Below are 16,192 nucleotides of genomic sequence, written 5' to 3'. Positions count from 1 at the left end.
ACCTCAAATCACGATCAGGTCGGCTTGCAAGGCGCCGGCCTGTTTCAACGCTTCAAGGATGGCCATCAGGTCGCTGGGCGCTGCGCCCACCTGGTTGACGGCGCGGACGATCTCGTCAAGCGTGGTGCCAGGGCCGAACTTGAACATCGGCTTGGCTTCCTGCTGGGCGTTGATCTTGGAGCGTGGCACCACGGCTGTCTGGCCGTTGGACAGCGGGCCAGGCTGGCTGACGATCGGGTCTTCGGTGATGGTCACGGTCAGGCTGCCGTGGGTCACGGCCGCTGGCGACACTTTGACGTTCTGGCCGATGACGATGGTGCCGGTACGCGAGTTGATGATGACCTTGGCCGCCGCAGCGCCCGGGTCCACTTCCAGGTTTTCCAGCACCGAGATGTAGTCCACGCGCTGGCTTGGGTCGATAGGCGCAGTGACGCGCACCGAACCGCCGTCGACGGCCTGGGCCACGCCTGGGCCGAGCATGTTGTTGATCTTGTCGACAATGTGCTTGGCGGTGGTGAAGTCAGAACGGTTGAGGTTCAGCGTCAGGCTGTTGCCCTGGTTGAAACCGCTGGGTACCGAACGTTCCACCGAGGCACCGCCAGGGATGCGACCGGCCGACGGTACGTTGACGGTGATCTTGGAGCCGTCCTTGCCTTCGGCGTCGAAGCCGCCCACCACCAGGTTGCCCTGGGCGATGGCATAGACGTTGCCGTCGATACCTTTCAACGGGGTCATCAGCAGGCTGCCGCCGCGCAGGCTCTTGGAGTTACCGATCGACGACACGGTGACGTCGATGGTTTGCCCAGGCTTGGAGAACGGTGGCAGGTCGGCATGGATGGACACCGCCGCGACGTTTTTCAGCTGCGTGGTACCCGTGCCGGTGGGCACCTTGATGCCGAACTGCGCCAGCATGTTGTTGAAGGTCTGCAGGGTGAACGGGGTCTGGGTGGTCTGGTCACCAGTACCGTCCAGGCCCACCACCAGGCCGTAGCCGATCAACTGGTTGGAGCGCACGCCGGAAATGCTCGCGATGTCCTTCAGGCGCTCGGCCTGGGCGGCGGTTGCCGTTACCAGGGCCGAGGCAGCCAGCAGGGTCACGGCCATCAGGTGCTTGAATTTACGCATGGTCGTGGACACCTAGAAAGGCCAGTAAGGGCTCATGAAGAAACGGTCAAGCCAACCCACCTGGTTGGACTCGGCGAAGGCGCCGGTGCCCGAGTAGGTAATGCGCGCATCGGCGACACGGGTCGACGACACGGTGTTGTCGGTGGCGATGTCGTCGGCACGGATCAGGCCGGCGATACGCACCAGCTCTTCACCGGTGTTGAGCGTCATCCACTTCTCGCCGCGTACCGACAGGATGCCGTTGGGAAGCACGTCGGCCACGGTGACGGTGATCGAACCGGTCAGGCTGTTGGCCTGGTCGGCCTTGGCCGTGCCGTCGGTGGCGCGCGAACCGGTGTAGCCGGCGTCCAGGGTGGCCTTGCCGCCGGTCAGCGGGTTGGTGCCGGACACGCCGGCGCCAAACAGCGAGGTCAGGCCCATGGAGGTGGTCGAGTCCTTGCTCAGCTTGGAGTCGGCACTTTTGCTGGCCGCGGTTTTCTCGGCCAGGGTCACGGTGATGATGTCACCCACACGGAACGCCTTGCGGTCGGTGTACAGGTTCTGGTCGAAACCGGACTGGTAAATCGAGCCGTTGTTGGACGCCGCCGGCAGCGGGGTGCGCGGCAGCACCGGCGCGTAGTACGGGTCATTGGGCTTGGGTGGCGGCGACATGCAACCCGACAACAAAGCGATCCCACTCAAGGCAAGAACACTGGACAAACGACTCATGACACTGACCTCACGGTGTTGCTGGCGCCGGCGGCGCCGTGTGGCTGAATTACAGATTCTGCGTTACGTACTGGAGCATCTGGTCGGCAGTGGAGATCACTTTCGAGTTCATCTCGTAGGCGCGCTGCGTGGTGATCATGTTCACCAGCTCTTCCACGGTGCTGACGTTGGAGTTTTCCAGAGTGTTCTGCAGGGTGGTACCGAAGCCGTTCAGGCCTGGGGTGCCGACCTGCGGCGCGCCGCTGGAAGCGGTTTCCAGGTACAGGTTGCTGCCGATGGCTTGCAGGCCGGCCGGGTTGATGAAGTCGGCGGTCTGCAGGTTGCCGATCACCGTGGAGGTGGCGCTGGCGGCGGTGGTGATCGACACGGTACCGTCGGTGCCCACGGTGAAGGTCTGGGCGTTGGTAGGTACCACGATCGCCGGGTTCAGGGCGTTGCCGCTGGCGGTCACGATCTGGCCGTTGGAGTCCAGGTGGAAGGTGCCGTCGCGGGTGTACGCGGTGGTGCCGTCCGGCTGAGTGATCTGGAAGAAGCCACGGCCGTTGATGGCCATGTCCAGCGGCTGGTCGGTGGTGGCCAGGCTGCCGGCGGTAAAGTTCTTCTGGGTGCCGACGATGCGCACACCGGTACCCAGCTGCAGGCCGGACGGCAGTTCGGTGTCAGTGGTGGAGTTGGCACCTGGCTGACGCTTGGTTTGGTACAGCAGGTCCTGGAACTCGGCGCGGTCGGCCTTGAAGCCGGTGGTCGAGACGTTGGCCAGGTTGTTGGAAATGGTCGTCAGGTTCATGTCCTGAGCGGCAAGACCGGTCTTGCTGACGTAAAGTGCCGGAAGCATTCTGTTCTCCTATGTGCGCGCCTGTTTTTCGCCGCGCCCCAGTCATTTATCAGGTGTTCTGCAAGACCCGCGCCATGGACTCATCGTCCTCTTTGGCGGTGGTCATCATCTTGATGTGCAGCTCGAATTGCTTGGACAGGGCCAGCACCGAGGTCATCTCTTCCACGGCGTTGACGTTGCTGGCCTGCAGGAAGCCGGAGGTAACGCTGGACGTGGCATCGGCCGCGGCCGGTTGGCCATCCTTGGTGTGCAGCAGGCCGTCGGTGCCCTTGACCAGGTTGCGCGGGTCGGGCTTGACCAGCTTGATGCGGTCCACTTGCGCCATCACTTCCGGGCCCTGGCCCATGGAGCGAATGCTGATGGTGCCGTCGCTGCCCACTTCGATCTGCTGCTCGGGCGGCACGGCAATCGGGCCACCGTTGCCCATGACCGGCAAACCATTGCCGTCGCGCAGCACGCCCAGGGCGTCGACGTTCATGCTGGCCATGCGCACATAGCCTTCGCTGCCGTCGGGCGATTGCACGGCGATGTAGCTGTCGCCATCGGCGGCCACGTCCAGGTCACGACCGGTTGCCACCATGGCACCGGGGGTGAAATCGGTGCCGGGGTTTTCGGTCATGGCGTAGGCGCGCGAGGCGTACACGTCGCCGAATACCGGCATCGAGCGGGCCTGTTCCAGGTCGCGCTGGAAGCCGTTGGTGGAAACGTTGGCCAGGTTGTTGGCGTGCGACTTCATCGCCAATGAGTTCTGATTGGCGCCGCTCGTTGCCACGTAAAGCATTTTGTCCAAGGTATGTCTCCCATGACGGGCGAATGCCGCCGACCACTGTTCTGACAGGGATATAGCAACAAGCGGGCCAAGGTTGGAAAAGGCTTTGTGTAGCCGGTGTTACAGGGCCATGGCGGGGTTTGCGCCCTGCCCTGCCGCCGGGCCGAGACGGAAAAACGGCGCGTGGCTGCCGGTTGGCGGCAATGGGCGCCAGAAAACTGGAAACGCCGCCACGTTTTACGCCAAGGATGTAGCCGCTGCCGAAGGCTGCGCTGGCCGGCGTGAACCCTGAAGATTTACAGCGAGGCACAGGGCCAGCGCAGCCTTCGGCAGCGGCTACGGGTGAGCGCGCAGCCACAAAAAAGCCCGGGCTGTCAGGCCCGGGCTTCTGGTGTGTTTCAGGTTACAACTACGAAACCATTTGGATAGTGGTCTGCATGATGGTGCTTTCGGTGGAGATGGTCTTGGCGTTGGCCTGGTAGTTGGACTGCGCCTTGATCAGGTTCACCAATTCCTCGGTCAGGTCGACGTTGGAGTCTTCCAGCGAGGAGGCGGTCAGGTCACCCATGGTGCCGGTGCCCGGAGTGCCGATCACCGGCACGCCCGAAGCGTAGGTTTCACGCCAGTCGGTGCCACCGGCCGGGCTCAGGCCCTGCACGTTGGCGAAGTTGGCCAGGGCCACTTGACCGATGATGTTGGTCTTGCCGTTGGTGAAGGTGGCGGTCAGCTGACCGGTGTCGCTCACCGACAGGGCCGACAATTCGCCGGTGGCGTAGCCGTCCTGGTCCTTGGCAGTCGTGGCCGAAGTGGCGTTGTACTGGGTCAGGTTGGACATGTCCAGGGTGATGTCGGTGCTGGCCGATGCACCGTTGGAGGCGTAGGTACCGTCGCTCTGCTCGGCGGCTGGCACCCAGCCGGCCAGGCTGAAGGTACCGTCGTCGTTCACGCTCAGGCCGCCGGTCACGTCGCCAGCGGTGTAGCTGTAGGAGCCGTCGGAGTTGAACGACAGGGTGTTGGCCAGCGGCGTGGTCGACGTCGGGTCGGTCGGGTTGACGCCGTCGATGGTGGTGTACATGGTCCAGCTGTTGGACGTGTCATCCTTCACGAAATACTGGTTCAGCTGGTGGGCGTTGCCCTGGCTGTCGTACACGTCGGTGTTGAAGGTGTAGTTGTAGCTGCTGGTGTTGCTGGCGCTGAACGGGCTGACGGTCGGGGTGGTCGCGCTGGAGTTCAGGTTGACGGTTTCCGAGATCTGGGTAGTCGCCTTGGGCGCCAGGTTCGAGGTATCGATGGCCAGGTTCGACAGCACGCCGGAGGTCAGCTTGCCGGTGGTGTCGGTGGTGTAACCCTGCAGGTTGTTGCCGCTGGAGTCGACGATGTTGCCCGACTTGTCGCTGTAGAAGGCGCCGGCACGGGTGTACAGCTTGGAGCCGTTGTCGCTCAGCACGAAGAAGCCGTTGCCGTTGATGGCCATGTCCAGGCTGTTGCCGGTGGACGAGATGTTGCCCTGGGTGAACTGCTGCGATACGGCCGCAGTGGTCACGCCGCTACCCACGGTGGTCTTGCCCGAGGTGCCACGGATGGACGCTGCGTACTGGTCGGCGAATTCGGCGCGCGACGATTTGAAACCGGTGGTGGCGACGTTGGCAATGTTATTGCCGGTGACGTCCAGTGCTTTGTTGGCTGCTGCCAGGCCACTGAGGCCGACGTTGAAAGACATAAGTTCACTCCTGCGCCGTAGCCGGCATTAAATTCCGATGGTTTGGACAGAGGACAGGCCAACACTGGTGCCAGTCGCAAGGTTGAGGGTCATCTCGCCGCCGCTGGTGGTGGCCATGGTGACGCTGTTTACCGTGTTGGGCAGGTTGGTGGTCATCACGGTCGAGGTGTCGTCGATGGTGGCGACGGCCTTGAAGGTGTAGGTGCCCGAGTCAACGGTATTGCCGTCGCCGTCCTTGCCATCCCAGGTAAAGCTGTAAGTGCCGGCCGACTGGGTACCCATGTCCAGGGTACGCACCAGGGTGCCGTCACTGCTGTAGACGCCGATGGTGTTGCTGGTGCTGGAGTCGGTCAGGTTCACCGAGCCGGTCAGGCCCTTGCTGGTGTCGACATCGGCGGTGGTGCCGGTGACGGTCACCGAGTGGCCGACCAGCGAGGACGCTTGCAGGGCCTGGGACGACTGGTACGAGGTGAGGATGGTGCTCACCGAGTCGTTGAGGCTCTGCATGCTTTCCAGGCTGCTGAACTGCGCCAGCTGGGAAACGAAGGCGGTGTTGTCCTGTGGGTCCAGGGGGTTCTGGTTCTGCATCTGCGTAACCAGCAGTTGCAGGAACGCGTCCTTGCCCAGGGCGCTGCCAGCGGTACCGGTGGAGCTGTCAGTGGTACTGGTGGTTTTCTGCAGCGCTGTCAGGACGGATGAGGCCGAAGTGCTGTCGGTAGTTGTAGTCATGCTGGTTCGCCCCTATCACTGACCCAGGGTCAGGACTTTCTGCATCATGGTTTTCGCGGTATTCATGATGTCCGCGTTGGTCTGGAACGAACGGCTGGCGGAGATCATGTCGGCCATCTCCTCCACCACGTTGACGTTCGGGTAGTACACGTAGCCGTCGGCGTTGGCGGCCGGATTCTTGGGTTCGTAGCGGGCTTCCAGATTGCTCTGGTCCTCGATCACGCCCGACACCTGCACGCCGCTGCCGGCCGCATCCTGATCCTGGAACAGCGAGCCGCTGTCACCTTCGGACTGGGTCTGGTCGAACACGGTGGCAAACACCGGGTGCCGTGCGCGGTAGGTCTGGTCGATGCTGGACGAGACGGTCTCGGCGTTGGCGATGTTACTGGCGACGGTGTTCAGGCGAGTGGTCTGGGCACTCATGCCGGTACCGGCAATGTTGAAAACGCTGGCTAGAGACATGAATTACTCCCCACGGATGGCTGACACCAGCCCTTTGAATTTGGCGTTGAGCAGCGTGAAGCTGGCCTGGAAGTTCACCGAGTTCTCGGCGTAGCTGGCGGTTTCCACCTGCGCGTCGACGGTGTTCTGGTCCAGCGACGGCTGGCTGGGGGTGCGGTACAGCAATTGCTGGTCACCCATGCTCACGCCATCGGCTTCGATGTGCTTGCTGTTGGTCCGCTCAAGTTCAAAGGTGCCGTTCTGACGCTTGTCGCCTTCGGCTTGCAGCACGGCGGCAAAGTCCAGGTCACGGGCCTTGTAGTTAGGCGTGTCGGCGTTGGCCAGGTTGTTGGCCAGCACTTCAGCGCGCTGGGCGCGGAACGCCAGTGCCTGTTCGTGAATACCCAGCGCTTTGTCGAAACTGATGCTCATGTTGGAAACCTTTAAACGGCGGACCGGATGTTGGTGACAGGAGAGATAGCAAGGGCCGTGCCAGATTGTGAGGGGCCCGGTTTTGCTGGGGTTGGCCGGATGTGGCAAGCGGCAATGCCAGAAAAGCGGCAAGTGGGTTCCGCTGGGTGCCAACAAAGCGGCAATGGGTGATTGCCGCCTGTAGCCGCTGCCGCCAGGCTGCGCCGGCCGGGGTCAACCCAGGGGATATTCAGTGAGGCATGGGGCCAGCGCAGCCTGGCGGCAGCGGCTACAGCGGCGTGGATACCCTGGAAACAACAAAGGCCCCGAAGGGCCTTTGCTTTATTTTGCCTGGTAGATGATGCCCGGGCTGCATTGAACCATCTGGTAGTGGTCCGGCAAGCCGTTGAGCGCCTCCGAGGCGCCCAGGAACAGGTAGCCACCTGGCTTGAGGGTGCCGTGGATACGCAACAGGATGTCCTTCTTCACCTGCGCCGAGAAGTAGATCAGCACGTTGCGGCAGAACACCACGTCGAACTTGCCCAGCGCCGCGTAGCTGTCCAGCAGGTTGAAGGAGCGAAACTCCACGCGGCTGCGGATCGGCGCCTTGACCGCCCAGCGGCCCGGGGCCTTGGTGTCGAAGTAGCGCTGCAGGCGGTCCGCCGACAGGCCGCGGCCGATGGCCAGGCTGTCGTACTCACCGCTCTTGCAGTTGGTCAGCATGGAGCCGGACAGGTCGGTGGCAACAATCTGCGCGCCCGACTTGAGCTGGCCCAGGTTGGTGCGCTCGAACTCGTCGATGGTCATCGACAGCGAATAGGGTTCCTGCCCCGAGGAACACGCCGCCGACCAGATGCGCAGGCGCTGGCCCGGCGAATTCTTGACGAACTCGGGCAGCACTCTGTTTTTCATGACTTCGAAGGGGTAGGTATCACGGAACCACAGGGTTTCGTTGGTGGTCATGGCGTCCACCACCTGCTCGCGCAGACCACTGCGCGGCTGGGTCTGGATGCGCTGCACCAGCTCGCCCAGGGACTTGATGCCCTGCTGCTCCATCAGCTTGTTGAGACGGCTGGAAACAAGATACTGCTTGTTCTCGCCCAACAGAATGCCACAGGCCTTTTCCAGGAAGACCCGGAACTGTTCGAAATCCAAATTACCCGTAGACAATGGTGCCGCCTCTTAAATCGTCTGTCGTGTCCGGGGCATGGGTGCCCCGGCCGTTAGCCTGCTGCCTTGATTCGATCAACCACGCGCTGCGCCAGATCATCGGGCCGGAACTTGGCCAGGAAATCATCGGCGCCCACTTTCTTGACCATCGCCTGGTTGAACACCCCCGAAAGGGAGGTGTGCAAGGTGATGTGCAAGTTTTTCATGCGTGGGTCGCTGCGAATCTCCGCAGTCAAGGTATAGCCGTCCATCTCGGGCATTTCGATGTCGGAAATCATCATGAGGAATTCTTCCTCGGGACGCTTGCCCTCATCCACCAGCTTGCGCAGGTAGTCCAACGCCTGGCGCCCGTCATTCAAGGCTACCACCTCCACACCCACCGTCTGCAGGCAGCGCGTCACCTGCTTGCGCGCCACCGAGGAATCATCGACGGTCAACACGCGCAGCGATACGGCCTTGCTTTGGGTTTCCTGATCCACCACGCCGTGGGAAATAGCCTCGGAGGTGGGTGCCACTTCGGCGAGGATTTTCTCCACGTCGATGATTTCGACGAGCTGATTGTCCACCCGAGTCACTGCCGTGAGGTAGTGATCGCGGCCGGTGCCCTTGGGTGGCGGATGGATCTCCTCCCAGTTCATGTTGACGATGCGCTCCACCGAGTGCACCAGGAAGCCCTGGATCTTGGTGTTGTACTCCGTGATGATCACGAACGTATTCTTGATGTCCTGCTGCAAACTGCGCGCACCGGTCGCCAATGCCAGATCGAGGATCGGGATGGTCGCCCCACGAATATTCGCCACACCGCGCACTACCGGGCTGGACTTGGGCATCACGGTCAGGTTGGGGCATTGCAGCACCTCCCGCACCTTGAACACGTTGATGCCATAGAGCTGCGAACCGTTCAGACGGAACAGCAGCAGCTCCAGGCGGTTCTGCCCTACCAGTTGAGTGCGCTGGTTCACCGAATCCATTACACCAGCCATGCCCGTGACTCCTTAAAACCTTCGCGTGGATCGTACCTTGCCACTGAATCGGCACGACCCTTGCTTTTTATAGTGTATGAACGCAAAAACGACATTTTCCCGACGCATGGCACAGAGACTACTCTGCGGGCTTGCTGCGGTCTGCCTTTTCGGATTCGGCAATGCCTCCCAGGCAGAGGAATTCACAACTCCTGAGCAGCTTATCGGTACGACCCAGGGTTTTCTTGAGTTCACGGTAGAGGATTATCTGGCAACCAGCCAGACCGAAGGCCGTTATGAGGTGCAGGTCAACAATCTGGACCCGCGTTTGCGCATGGGGTTGTGCGACAAGGAATTGACAGCGGCGCTGCAAAGCCCGGCCACCCCCATCGGTCGCGTGTCGGTGCGGGTGCGCTGTGACGGCAGCTCGCCCTGGACCGTGTTCGTGCCGGCCCAGGTGAAACTGTTCCGTGACGTGGTCACCACCACACGCCCCCTCAAGCGCGACGGCGTGATCGCCGACGGCGACGTGGCCATGCGCGAGCGCGATGTGGGCTTGCTGAGCCAGGGCTACCTGACGGCGCTCGATCAGGCCGTGGGGCAGAAGCTTCTCCGACCAACGGTCAATGACCAGGTGCTGACCCCCGCCCACATCGAGGCGCCGGACACCATCAAGAAAGGCGACAATGTGGTCATCACCGCCACCACCGGGGGTTTGGCGGTCAAAATGCCCGGCGAAGCACTGTCCAAAGGCGCGATGAGCGAGCAGATCCGGGTACGCAACCTTAACTCCAACCGCGTGATCAAGGCCCGCGTCACCGGCCCCGGCCAGGTGGAAGTGGCTATGTAAATGCTGGCGGTTCGCGGCGTATTTTCCTAGACTGAGGGCTGCGCAGCCCCCAGTTCTGGTGCATCGGCGCTTTGTATCAAAGTGCCTAAAGTTATTCGGGGTTTGGCCGAAAACAAGGCAAGCGTCCAAATACCCAGAGGTTTTTTATTATGGTTATCGACTTCAGTCGTTTGAACAATTCCTCGCAAGTGTCGAGCTCGACACGTACGAGCGGCAGCAAGGACACCACCGATACTTCGGTGAGCACCGACACAGCAGCCACTACTACGTCCACTGGCAGCACCAGCGGCGGGGAATCCGTACACCTGAGTTCCGAGGCTCAGCAGTTGCAGAAAATCACTGACAAGCTGCGCGATCAGCCGACCGTCGACAGTGCCCGCGTGGCGCAGTTGAAAGCGGCCGTCGCCGATGGCAGCTATAAAGTGGATAGCAGCCGCGTAGCCAGCAAACTGCTAAATTTTGAAGCCCAGCGCTAGGGCACATGCCCTGCGCAGAGGCTTCTGGACGCTTGAAAACCAGAGCTCGCCATGCACGACAGAAACCTACTGCTGTTGATTGAAGAAGATATCGCTCCGGCGCAGCAACTGCTTGCGCTATTGCAGCACGAGTCGCTGGCCCTGCACGGCCGTGATATGCCGTTGCTGGAGAATATCCTCGCGCAAAAACAGTCGTTGATCGTTCTGCTCGAGCAGCATGGCCGTAAACGCACCGAAATCCTGCACCACCTCAAGTTGTCAGCCGATCGCAAAGGTCTGGAAATCCTTGCCCAACACTCGCACCTTGGAGCCGATTTGCTGGCTCGGGGCGATTTGCTCACGGGGCTGCTGGCCGATTGCCAGGCAGCGAATGAGCAAAACGGCAAGTCGATTCGCCTGCAACAACTCACCACCGCCAACCAGATGCGCATCCTGATGGGCGGTGAAACCCCCTCGCTTTATGATGCCCGAGGCTCCACGTCGAAACTGGCCAAGCCTCGTCCGTTGAGTCAGGCTTGACCTTCCTTACCAAGGCGTGGAACATGCTGCCATAACGCCAGCACCTGCGTGTGTCGTTTTTTGCCTGGAGATTGATAAACCGTGTTCAATGCCACAAACGCGGAAGACGCTCCGCAGCCCCCCAAGGTGCTGACTACGCCCTTGGAAATCGCCGCCAACCTGCGCGCGCTGCTGCAGAGCCATGATCCTTTGATCATCACATTTCACGAGCGCAGCCAGCGCTTCCAGACCTATCTGGTCGAATTGGACCGTGACAGCAATGTCCTGGCCTTCGACGAGATGATTCCGCGTGACGGCGAGAAATTTCTCGCGGCCGGCGAGCCGTTCAAGGTGGAAGGCTTCCATGATGGCGTGCGCATCGCCTGGGACGTGGAACACGCCCTGACCATCGATGAAAACGAAGGGGGTCGCGTCTACCACGGCCCGCTGCCGACGGAGGTGATCTACCACCAGCGTCGCAACGCCTTCCGTGCCGCACTGAAGCTGGCCCACCTGGTGGATGTGTCGATTGCGGGCGAAAAGCTCAAGGGCGAGTTCATCGGCAAGCTGCTGGATATTTCTGCCACCGGCTGCAAGCTGCGCTTTGAGGGCGATATCTCCGAGCGCCTGCAACTGGGCCAGGTGTATGACCGCTTTGTCGCCAACCTGCCGTTCGGCAAGATGACCGCGCCGGTCGAATTGCGCCACTTGCATTACGAAGAGCGCATCAACACGACGTTCGCCGGCATGCGTTTCCACAACATGACGGGCCTGGTGCAGCGTCAGGTGGAGCGTTTTGTGTTCGACCTGCAGCGCGAGGCGCGCCGGTTCGACAAAGACGACTACTGAGTTGTAGTCGCCATGAAAAAAGGCCCGGTCATTGCCATGACCGGGCCTTTTTTGTAGCCGCTGGCGCCAGGCTGCGCTGGCTGGTGTGAACCCGTCAGATCTGCGACGAGGTACAGGGCCAGCGCAGCCTGGCGGCAGCGGCTACGGTTACTGTTCTTCTTCGCTGAGGCTGCGGCCGACCTTTTTGCCGTCGCCCATTTCTGCGGCTTCGTCCAGCTCGTCGGCGATCGGGTCGGGGACGTGATCAGGGGTGACGTGCATCTGATCGTGCACTGACTGCTCGTCGACGCGCGGGTCCAGCGCCGCCACCAGGGGCGAGCTGGACATACTGTCGGGCATGGCCACGTGGTGCAGCGGCGCATCGTCGACCTGGTGCAGGTTGGTGACGGCCTTAGGCCGGATTCGCCACACCAGCACCAGGGCGAAGAAGCTGAAGAAGGCGTAGAGCATGTGACTGCCGAATGACTTCATCAGCACCCCGGCCACCAGTGGGCCGATGCTGGCCCCTACCCCGTAAGTGACCAATAGCATTGCCGTCAGCGATACGCGGCGCTCCGGCTCCACATGGTCGTTGGAAAAGGCGTTGGCCAGGGGATAGAGACAGAACTGCAGCAAAGACACCAGGAAGCCTGCGCCGAACAGCACCTCCAGGGGCACGCTGGGCAGTATCGCCAAGGGCAAGGCGGCAACGCCCAGCAGCAGCGCGAAGGTGCGAATCAACACGGCGCGGTCATAACGGTCCGAGAGCCAGCCCAGCGGCCATTGCACCAACAAGCCGGCAAAGATGCACGAACCCATGAACAAGCCCACCTGCTCGGTCGTCAGGCCCTGCTGAGAGGCGTACAGCGGCGCCAGGCCGTAGAACGAGCCTACGATCAGCCCCGAACCCAGCACGGTACTCAGCGACTGCGGTACGCGCTTGAGGAAGAAGCGCGGCTCCATGGGCGCAGGCTTGAGCGGTGCGGGGTGGATGCGCTGCGTCATCGCCACCGGCACCAGGCACAGGGCGAAGCACAGGGCCACCAGCATCAGCAGTTCCAGCCCCAGTTGCGGGTGGATCACCAGAATCAACTGGCCCAGGACCAGCCCCAGGTACGACGCAATCATGTAGCCGCTGAACACGGCACCACGCTGCTTGGCGTCGGCCTGCTCGTTGAGCCAGCTTTCGATGACCATGTATTGGCACATCATGCCCAGGCCCACGATCATCCGCAGGAACAGCCAGGCGGGCAGGTAATTGACCAGGCCATGGCCCAGCACCGCGGCGCAGACGATACCGGCACACGTGGTATAAGCCCGGATATGCCCTACCCGGGCGATCAGCCGGTGGCCGATCTTGCCGCCCAGCACCAGGCCAAAATAGTTGGCCGCCATCAGCGCACCCACCCATAGCCCATCCACATGATCGGCCGCCAGGCGCAGGGCCAGGTAAGTACTTAACAGGCCCGAGCCGATCAACATCATCAACGCGGCGAAATACAGCGCACGAAAGGGTTTCCATATTTGGCGCATTGACGTTCCGAGCGGCTCCTTGAATGGGTTAGGCGGTGCCTAAAGGGTAGGTAGCTGGATACAAACGGGCAAGGCCGATTATGCCTGAGCAGCGGGCGCAGGCTGCGCTCATGGGAGGAATTATTCGTGGGTTGGTTCAATGTGTATGGGGGGGGGTGTCAGGGAGGGCCTCATCGCGAGCAAGCTTTGCTCCCACAGTGTTGAGCCTGGCACCTGTGCGGGGCTTTACACTGTGGGAGCAAAGCTTGCTCGCGATGAGGCCAGGACTGCTGGCCGAGATTTTAAATCCCGGAAAAGACAAAACCCCCACCTGCTTTCGCAAGTGGGGGTTTCGGAATTTAATCTTGACGATGACCTACTCTCACATGGGGAAACCCCACACTACCATCGGCGATGCATCGTTTCACTGCTGAGTTCGGGATGGGATCAGGTGGTTCCAATGCTCTATGGTCGTCAAGAAATTCTGTAGCCAGGATGCCCTTTGGGTGGCATTCCAGCGAATCGGGTATGTGATGGTATTTGTGAATCGCAAACTTTCGGCTCGTATCATCTTCACAACACCGCAATCTGGTCATTTCGACGCAAATTGCTTGGGTGTTATATGGTCAAGCCTCACGGGCAATTAGTATTGGTTAGCTCAACGCCTCACAGCGCTTACACACCCAACCTATCAACGTCGTAGTCTTCGACGGCCCTTCAGGGAACTCAAGGTTCCAGTGAGATCTCATCTTGAGGCAAGTTTCCCGCTTAGATGCTTTCAGCGGTTATCTTTTCCGAACATAGCTACCCGGCAATGCCACTGGCGTGACAACCGGAACACCAGAGGTTCGTCCACTCCGGTCCTCTCGTACTAGGAGCAGCCCCTCTCAAATCTCAAACGTCCACGGCAGATAGGGACCGAACTGTCTCACGACGTTCTAAACCCAGCTCGCGTACCACTTTAAATGGCGAACAGCCATACCCTTGGGACCGGCTTCAGCCCCAGGATGTGATGAGCCGACATCGAGGTGCCAAACACCGCCGTCGATATGAACTCTTGGGCGGTATCAGCCTGTTATCCCCGGAGTACCTTTTATCCGTTGAGCGATGGCCCTTCCATACAGAACCACCGGATCACTAAGACCTACTTTCGTACCTGCTCGACGTGTCTGTCTCGCAGTCAAGCGCGCTTTTGCCTTTATACTCTACGACCGATTTCCGACCGGTCTGAGCGCACCTTCGTACTCCTCCGTTACTCTTTAGGAGGAGACCGCCCCAGTCAAACTACCCACCATACACTGTCCTCGATCCGGATAACGGACCTGAGTTAGAACCTCAAAGTTGCCAGGGTGGTATTTCAAGGATGGCTCCACGCGAACTGGCGTCCACGCTTCAAAGCCTCCCACCTATCCTACACAAGCAAATTCAAAGTCCAGTGCAAAGCTATAGTAAAGGTTCACGGGGTCTTTCCGTCTAGCCGCGGATACACTGCATCTTCACAGCGATTTCAATTTCACTGAGTCTCGGGTGGAGACAGCGCCGCCATCGTTACGCCATTCGTGCAGGTCGGAACTTACCCGACAAGGAATTTCGCTACCTTAGGACCGTTATAGTTACGGCCGCCGTTTACCGGGGCTTCGATCAAGAGCTTCGCGTTAGCTAACCCCATCAATTAACCTTCCGGCACCGGGCAGGCGTCACACCCTATACGTCCACTTTCGTGTTTGCAGAGTGCTGTGTTTTTAATAAACAGTCGCAGCGGCCTGGTATCTTCGACCGGCATGAGCTTACGGAGCAAGTCCTTCACCCTCACCGGCGCACCTTCTCCCGAAGTTACGGTGCCATTTTGCCTAGTTCCTTCACCCGAGTTCTCTCAAGCGCCTTGGTATTCTCTACCCAACCACCTGTGTCGGTTTGGGGTACGGTTCCTGGTTACCTGAAGCTTAGAAGCTTTTCTTGGAAGCATGGCATCAACCACTTCGTCGTCTAAAGACAACTCGTCATCAGCTCTCGGCCTTAGAATCCCGGATTTACCTAAGATTCCAGCCTACCACCTTAAACCTGGACAACCAACGCCAAGCTGGCCTAGCCTTCTCCGTCCCTCCATCGCAATAACCAGAAGTACAGGAATATTAACCTGTTTTCCATCGACTACGCTTTTCAGCCTCGCCTTAGGGACCGACTAACCCTGCGTCGATTAACGTTGCGCAGGAAACCTTGGTCTTTCGGCGTGGGTGTTTTTCACACCCATTGTCGTTACTCATGTCAGCATTCGCACTTCTGATACCTCCAGCAAGCTTCTCAACTCACCTTCACAGGCTTACAGAACGCTCCTCTACCGCATCACCAAAAGGTGATACCCGTAGCTTCGGTGCATGGTTTGAGCCCCGTTACATCTTCCGCGCAGGCCGACTCGACTAGTGAGCTATTACGCTTTCTTTAAAGGGTGGCTGCTTCTAAGCCAACCTCCTAGCTGTCTAAGCCTTCCCACATCGTTTCCCACTTAACCATGACTTTGGGACCTTAGCTGACGGTCTGGGTTGTTTCCCTTTTCACGACGGACGTTAGCACCCGCCGTGTGTCTCCCATGCTCGGCACTTGTAGGTATTCGGAGTTTGCATCGGTTTGGTAAGTCGGGATGACCCCCTAGCCGAAACAGTGCTCTACCCCCTACAGTGATACATGAGGCGCTACCTAAATAGCTTTCGAGGAGAACCAGCTATCTCCGAGCTTGATTAGCCTTTCACTCCGATCCACAGGTCATCCGCTAACTTTTCAACGGTAGTCGGTTCGGTCCTCCAGTTAGTGTTACCCAACCTTCAACCTGCCCATGGATAGATCGCCCGGTTTCGGGTCTATACCCAGCGACTAAACGCGCTATTAACACTCGCTTTCGCTACGCCTCCCCTATTCGGTTAAGCTCGCCACTGAATATAAGTCGCTGACCCATTATACAAAAGGTACGCAGTCACAGAACAAAGTCTGCTCCCACTGCTTGTACGCATACGGTTTCAGGATCTATTTCACTCCCCTCTCCGGGGTTCTTTTCGCCTTTCCCTCACGGTACTAGTTCACTATCGGTCAGTCAGTAGTATTTAGCCTTGGAGGATGGTCCCCCCATATTCAGACAAAGTTTCTCGTGCTCCGTCCTACTCGAT

General features: G+C 60.0%; 15 protein-coding genes and 2 rRNA genes (1 of these 17 only partly in view). 4 read left to right on the top strand and 13 right to left on the bottom strand.

Translation table 11 applies throughout. From position 1 onward, the window contains the following. Window positions 1-3: 3 nt before the first annotated feature. The 10 genes from ACZ9GA_RS04300 to ACZ9GA_RS04255 all read right to left on the bottom strand — a co-directional run bounded on the left by ACZ9GA_RS04300 (window position 4) and on the right by ACZ9GA_RS04255 (window position 8,891). The gene (locus ACZ9GA_RS04300; RefSeq protein WP_457356894.1) at window positions 4-1,125 is read right to left on the bottom strand and encodes a flagellar basal body P-ring protein FlgI; all 1,122 of its coding nucleotides are present in this window, start codon (window positions 1,123-1,125) and stop codon (window positions 4-6) included. Window positions 1,126-1,137: 12 nt separating this feature from the next. Then, window positions 1,138-1,833, bottom strand: a complete 696-nt coding sequence (gene flgH, locus ACZ9GA_RS04295; protein ID WP_457356895.1) for a flagellar basal body L-ring protein FlgH — start codon at window positions 1,831-1,833, stop codon at window positions 1,138-1,140. Between the two features lie 49 nt (window positions 1,834-1,882). Next, window positions 1,883-2,668: a flagellar basal-body rod protein FlgG gene (gene flgG, locus ACZ9GA_RS04290; RefSeq protein WP_027981700.1), complete on the bottom strand. Its 786-nt coding sequence runs from the start codon at window positions 2,666-2,668 to the stop codon at window positions 1,883-1,885. A gap of 49 nt (window positions 2,669-2,717) precedes the next feature. Further along, entirely contained in the window at window positions 2,718-3,458 is a 741-nt protein-coding gene (locus ACZ9GA_RS04285; protein WP_457356896.1) for a flagellar basal body rod protein FlgF, read from the bottom strand. A 388-nt stretch (window positions 3,459-3,846) separates the two neighbouring features. Further along, window positions 3,847-5,157 carry a flagellar hook protein FlgE gene (flgE, locus tag ACZ9GA_RS04280; RefSeq protein WP_457356897.1) on the bottom strand — a complete coding sequence of 437 codons (1,311 nt, stop codon included), beginning with the start codon at window positions 5,155-5,157 and terminating at the stop codon, window positions 3,847-3,849. Window positions 5,158-5,184: 27 nt separating this feature from the next. Then, on the bottom strand, window positions 5,185-5,886 hold the full coding sequence (locus tag ACZ9GA_RS04275; protein ID WP_457356898.1) for a flagellar hook assembly protein FlgD: 702 nt from the start codon (window positions 5,884-5,886) through the stop codon (window positions 5,185-5,187). 15 nt (window positions 5,887-5,901) lie between these two features. After that, window positions 5,902-6,348 carry a flagellar basal body rod protein FlgC gene (gene flgC, locus ACZ9GA_RS04270; RefSeq protein ID WP_457356899.1) on the bottom strand — a complete coding sequence of 149 codons (447 nt, stop codon included), beginning with the start codon at window positions 6,346-6,348 and terminating at the stop codon, window positions 5,902-5,904. 3 nt (window positions 6,349-6,351) lie between these two features. Continuing rightward, window positions 6,352-6,759, bottom strand: a complete 408-nt coding sequence (gene flgB, locus ACZ9GA_RS04265; protein ID WP_457356900.1) for a flagellar basal body rod protein FlgB — start codon at window positions 6,757-6,759, stop codon at window positions 6,352-6,354. Window positions 6,760-7,080: 321 nt separating this feature from the next. Further along, on the bottom strand, window positions 7,081-7,908 hold the full coding sequence (gene cheR / locus ACZ9GA_RS04260; protein WP_457356901.1) for a protein-glutamate O-methyltransferase CheR: 828 nt from the start codon (window positions 7,906-7,908) through the stop codon (window positions 7,081-7,083). A gap of 53 nt (window positions 7,909-7,961) precedes the next feature. Next, window positions 7,962-8,891, bottom strand: coding sequence for a chemotaxis protein CheV (locus ACZ9GA_RS04255; RefSeq protein WP_457356902.1), 930 nt, complete (start codon window positions 8,889-8,891; stop codon window positions 7,962-7,964). Between the two features lie 76 nt (window positions 8,892-8,967). Here ACZ9GA_RS04255 and flgA point away from each other — a divergent pair, with 76 nt between their 5' ends. The 4 genes from flgA to ACZ9GA_RS04235 all read left to right on the top strand — a co-directional run bounded on the left by flgA (window position 8,968) and on the right by ACZ9GA_RS04235 (window position 11,543). Then, window positions 8,968-9,720, top strand: a complete 753-nt coding sequence (flgA, locus tag ACZ9GA_RS04250; protein WP_457356903.1) for a flagellar basal body P-ring formation chaperone FlgA — start codon at window positions 8,968-8,970, stop codon at window positions 9,718-9,720. A 149-nt stretch (window positions 9,721-9,869) separates the two neighbouring features. Further along, a complete protein-coding gene (flgM, locus tag ACZ9GA_RS04245) occupies window positions 9,870-10,196 on the top strand; it encodes a flagellar biosynthesis anti-sigma factor FlgM (protein WP_027981709.1) in 327 nt (108 codons plus the stop codon). A gap of 51 nt (window positions 10,197-10,247) precedes the next feature. Further along, window positions 10,248-10,715 (top strand): flagella synthesis protein FlgN, encoded by a 468-nt coding sequence (locus ACZ9GA_RS04240; RefSeq protein WP_457356904.1) that lies wholly within the window; start codon window positions 10,248-10,250, stop codon window positions 10,713-10,715. 81 nt (window positions 10,716-10,796) lie between these two features. Beyond that, window positions 10,797-11,543, top strand: a complete 747-nt coding sequence (locus tag ACZ9GA_RS04235; RefSeq protein ID WP_457356905.1) for a flagellar brake protein — start codon at window positions 10,797-10,799, stop codon at window positions 11,541-11,543. Between the two features lie 147 nt (window positions 11,544-11,690). Here ACZ9GA_RS04235 and ACZ9GA_RS04230 read toward each other — a convergent pair whose 3' ends face one another. From ACZ9GA_RS04230 to ACZ9GA_RS04220, 3 genes are all read right to left on the bottom strand, one after another. Beyond that, window positions 11,691-13,055 carry an MFS transporter gene (locus tag ACZ9GA_RS04230; protein ID WP_457356906.1) on the bottom strand — a complete coding sequence of 455 codons (1,365 nt, stop codon included), beginning with the start codon at window positions 13,053-13,055 and terminating at the stop codon, window positions 11,691-11,693. A gap of 342 nt (window positions 13,056-13,397) precedes the next feature. Then, window positions 13,398-13,513: ribosomal RNA gene (gene rrf / locus ACZ9GA_RS04225) — 5S ribosomal RNA — on the bottom strand. A gap of 143 nt (window positions 13,514-13,656) precedes the next feature. Next, window positions 13,657-16,192: ribosomal RNA gene (locus ACZ9GA_RS04220) — 23S ribosomal RNA — on the bottom strand; it runs 357 nt beyond the window's last position.

The sequence above is a fragment of the Pseudomonas sp. TE3644 genome, assembly GCF_056278815.1.
This window is presented reverse-complemented; position numbering and strand designations above follow the sequence as displayed.

What these genes read in the sequence shown, in the direction of transcription:
- ACZ9GA_RS04300 (WP_457356894.1), bottom strand. Translation starts at nt 1,125, where the DNA reads ATGCGTAAATTCAAGCACCTGATGGCCGTGACCCTGCTGGCTGCCTCG.
- flgH (WP_457356895.1), bottom strand. Translation starts at nt 1,833, where the DNA reads ATGAGTCGTTTGTCCAGTGTTCTTGCCTTGAGTGGGATCGCTTTGTTG.
- flgG (WP_027981700.1), bottom strand. Translation starts at nt 2,668, where the DNA reads ATGCTTCCGGCACTTTACGTCAGCAAGACCGGTCTTGCCGCTCAGGAC.
- flgE (WP_457356897.1), bottom strand. Translation starts at nt 5,157, where the DNA reads ATGTCTTTCAACGTCGGCCTCAGTGGCCTGGCAGCAGCCAACAAAGCA.
- ACZ9GA_RS04275 (WP_457356898.1), bottom strand. Translation starts at nt 5,886, where the DNA reads ATGACTACAACTACCGACAGCACTTCGGCCTCATCCGTCCTGACAGCG.
- flgC (WP_457356899.1), bottom strand. Translation starts at nt 6,348, where the DNA reads ATGTCTCTAGCCAGCGTTTTCAACATTGCCGGTACCGGCATGAGTGCC.
- flgB (WP_457356900.1), bottom strand. Translation starts at nt 6,759, where the DNA reads ATGAGCATCAGTTTCGACAAAGCGCTGGGTATTCACGAACAGGCACTG.
- ACZ9GA_RS04255 (WP_457356902.1), bottom strand. Translation starts at nt 8,891, where the DNA reads ATGGCTGGTGTAATGGATTCGGTGAACCAGCGCACTCAACTGGTAGGG.
- flgA (WP_457356903.1), top strand. Translation starts at nt 8,968, where the DNA reads ATGAACGCAAAAACGACATTTTCCCGACGCATGGCACAGAGACTACTC.
- flgM (WP_027981709.1), top strand. Translation starts at nt 9,870, where the DNA reads ATGGTTATCGACTTCAGTCGTTTGAACAATTCCTCGCAAGTGTCGAGC.
- ACZ9GA_RS04240 (WP_457356904.1), top strand. Translation starts at nt 10,248, where the DNA reads ATGCACGACAGAAACCTACTGCTGTTGATTGAAGAAGATATCGCTCCG.
- ACZ9GA_RS04230 (WP_457356906.1), bottom strand. Translation starts at nt 13,055, where the DNA reads ATGCGCCAAATATGGAAACCCTTTCGTGCGCTGTATTTCGCCGCGTTG.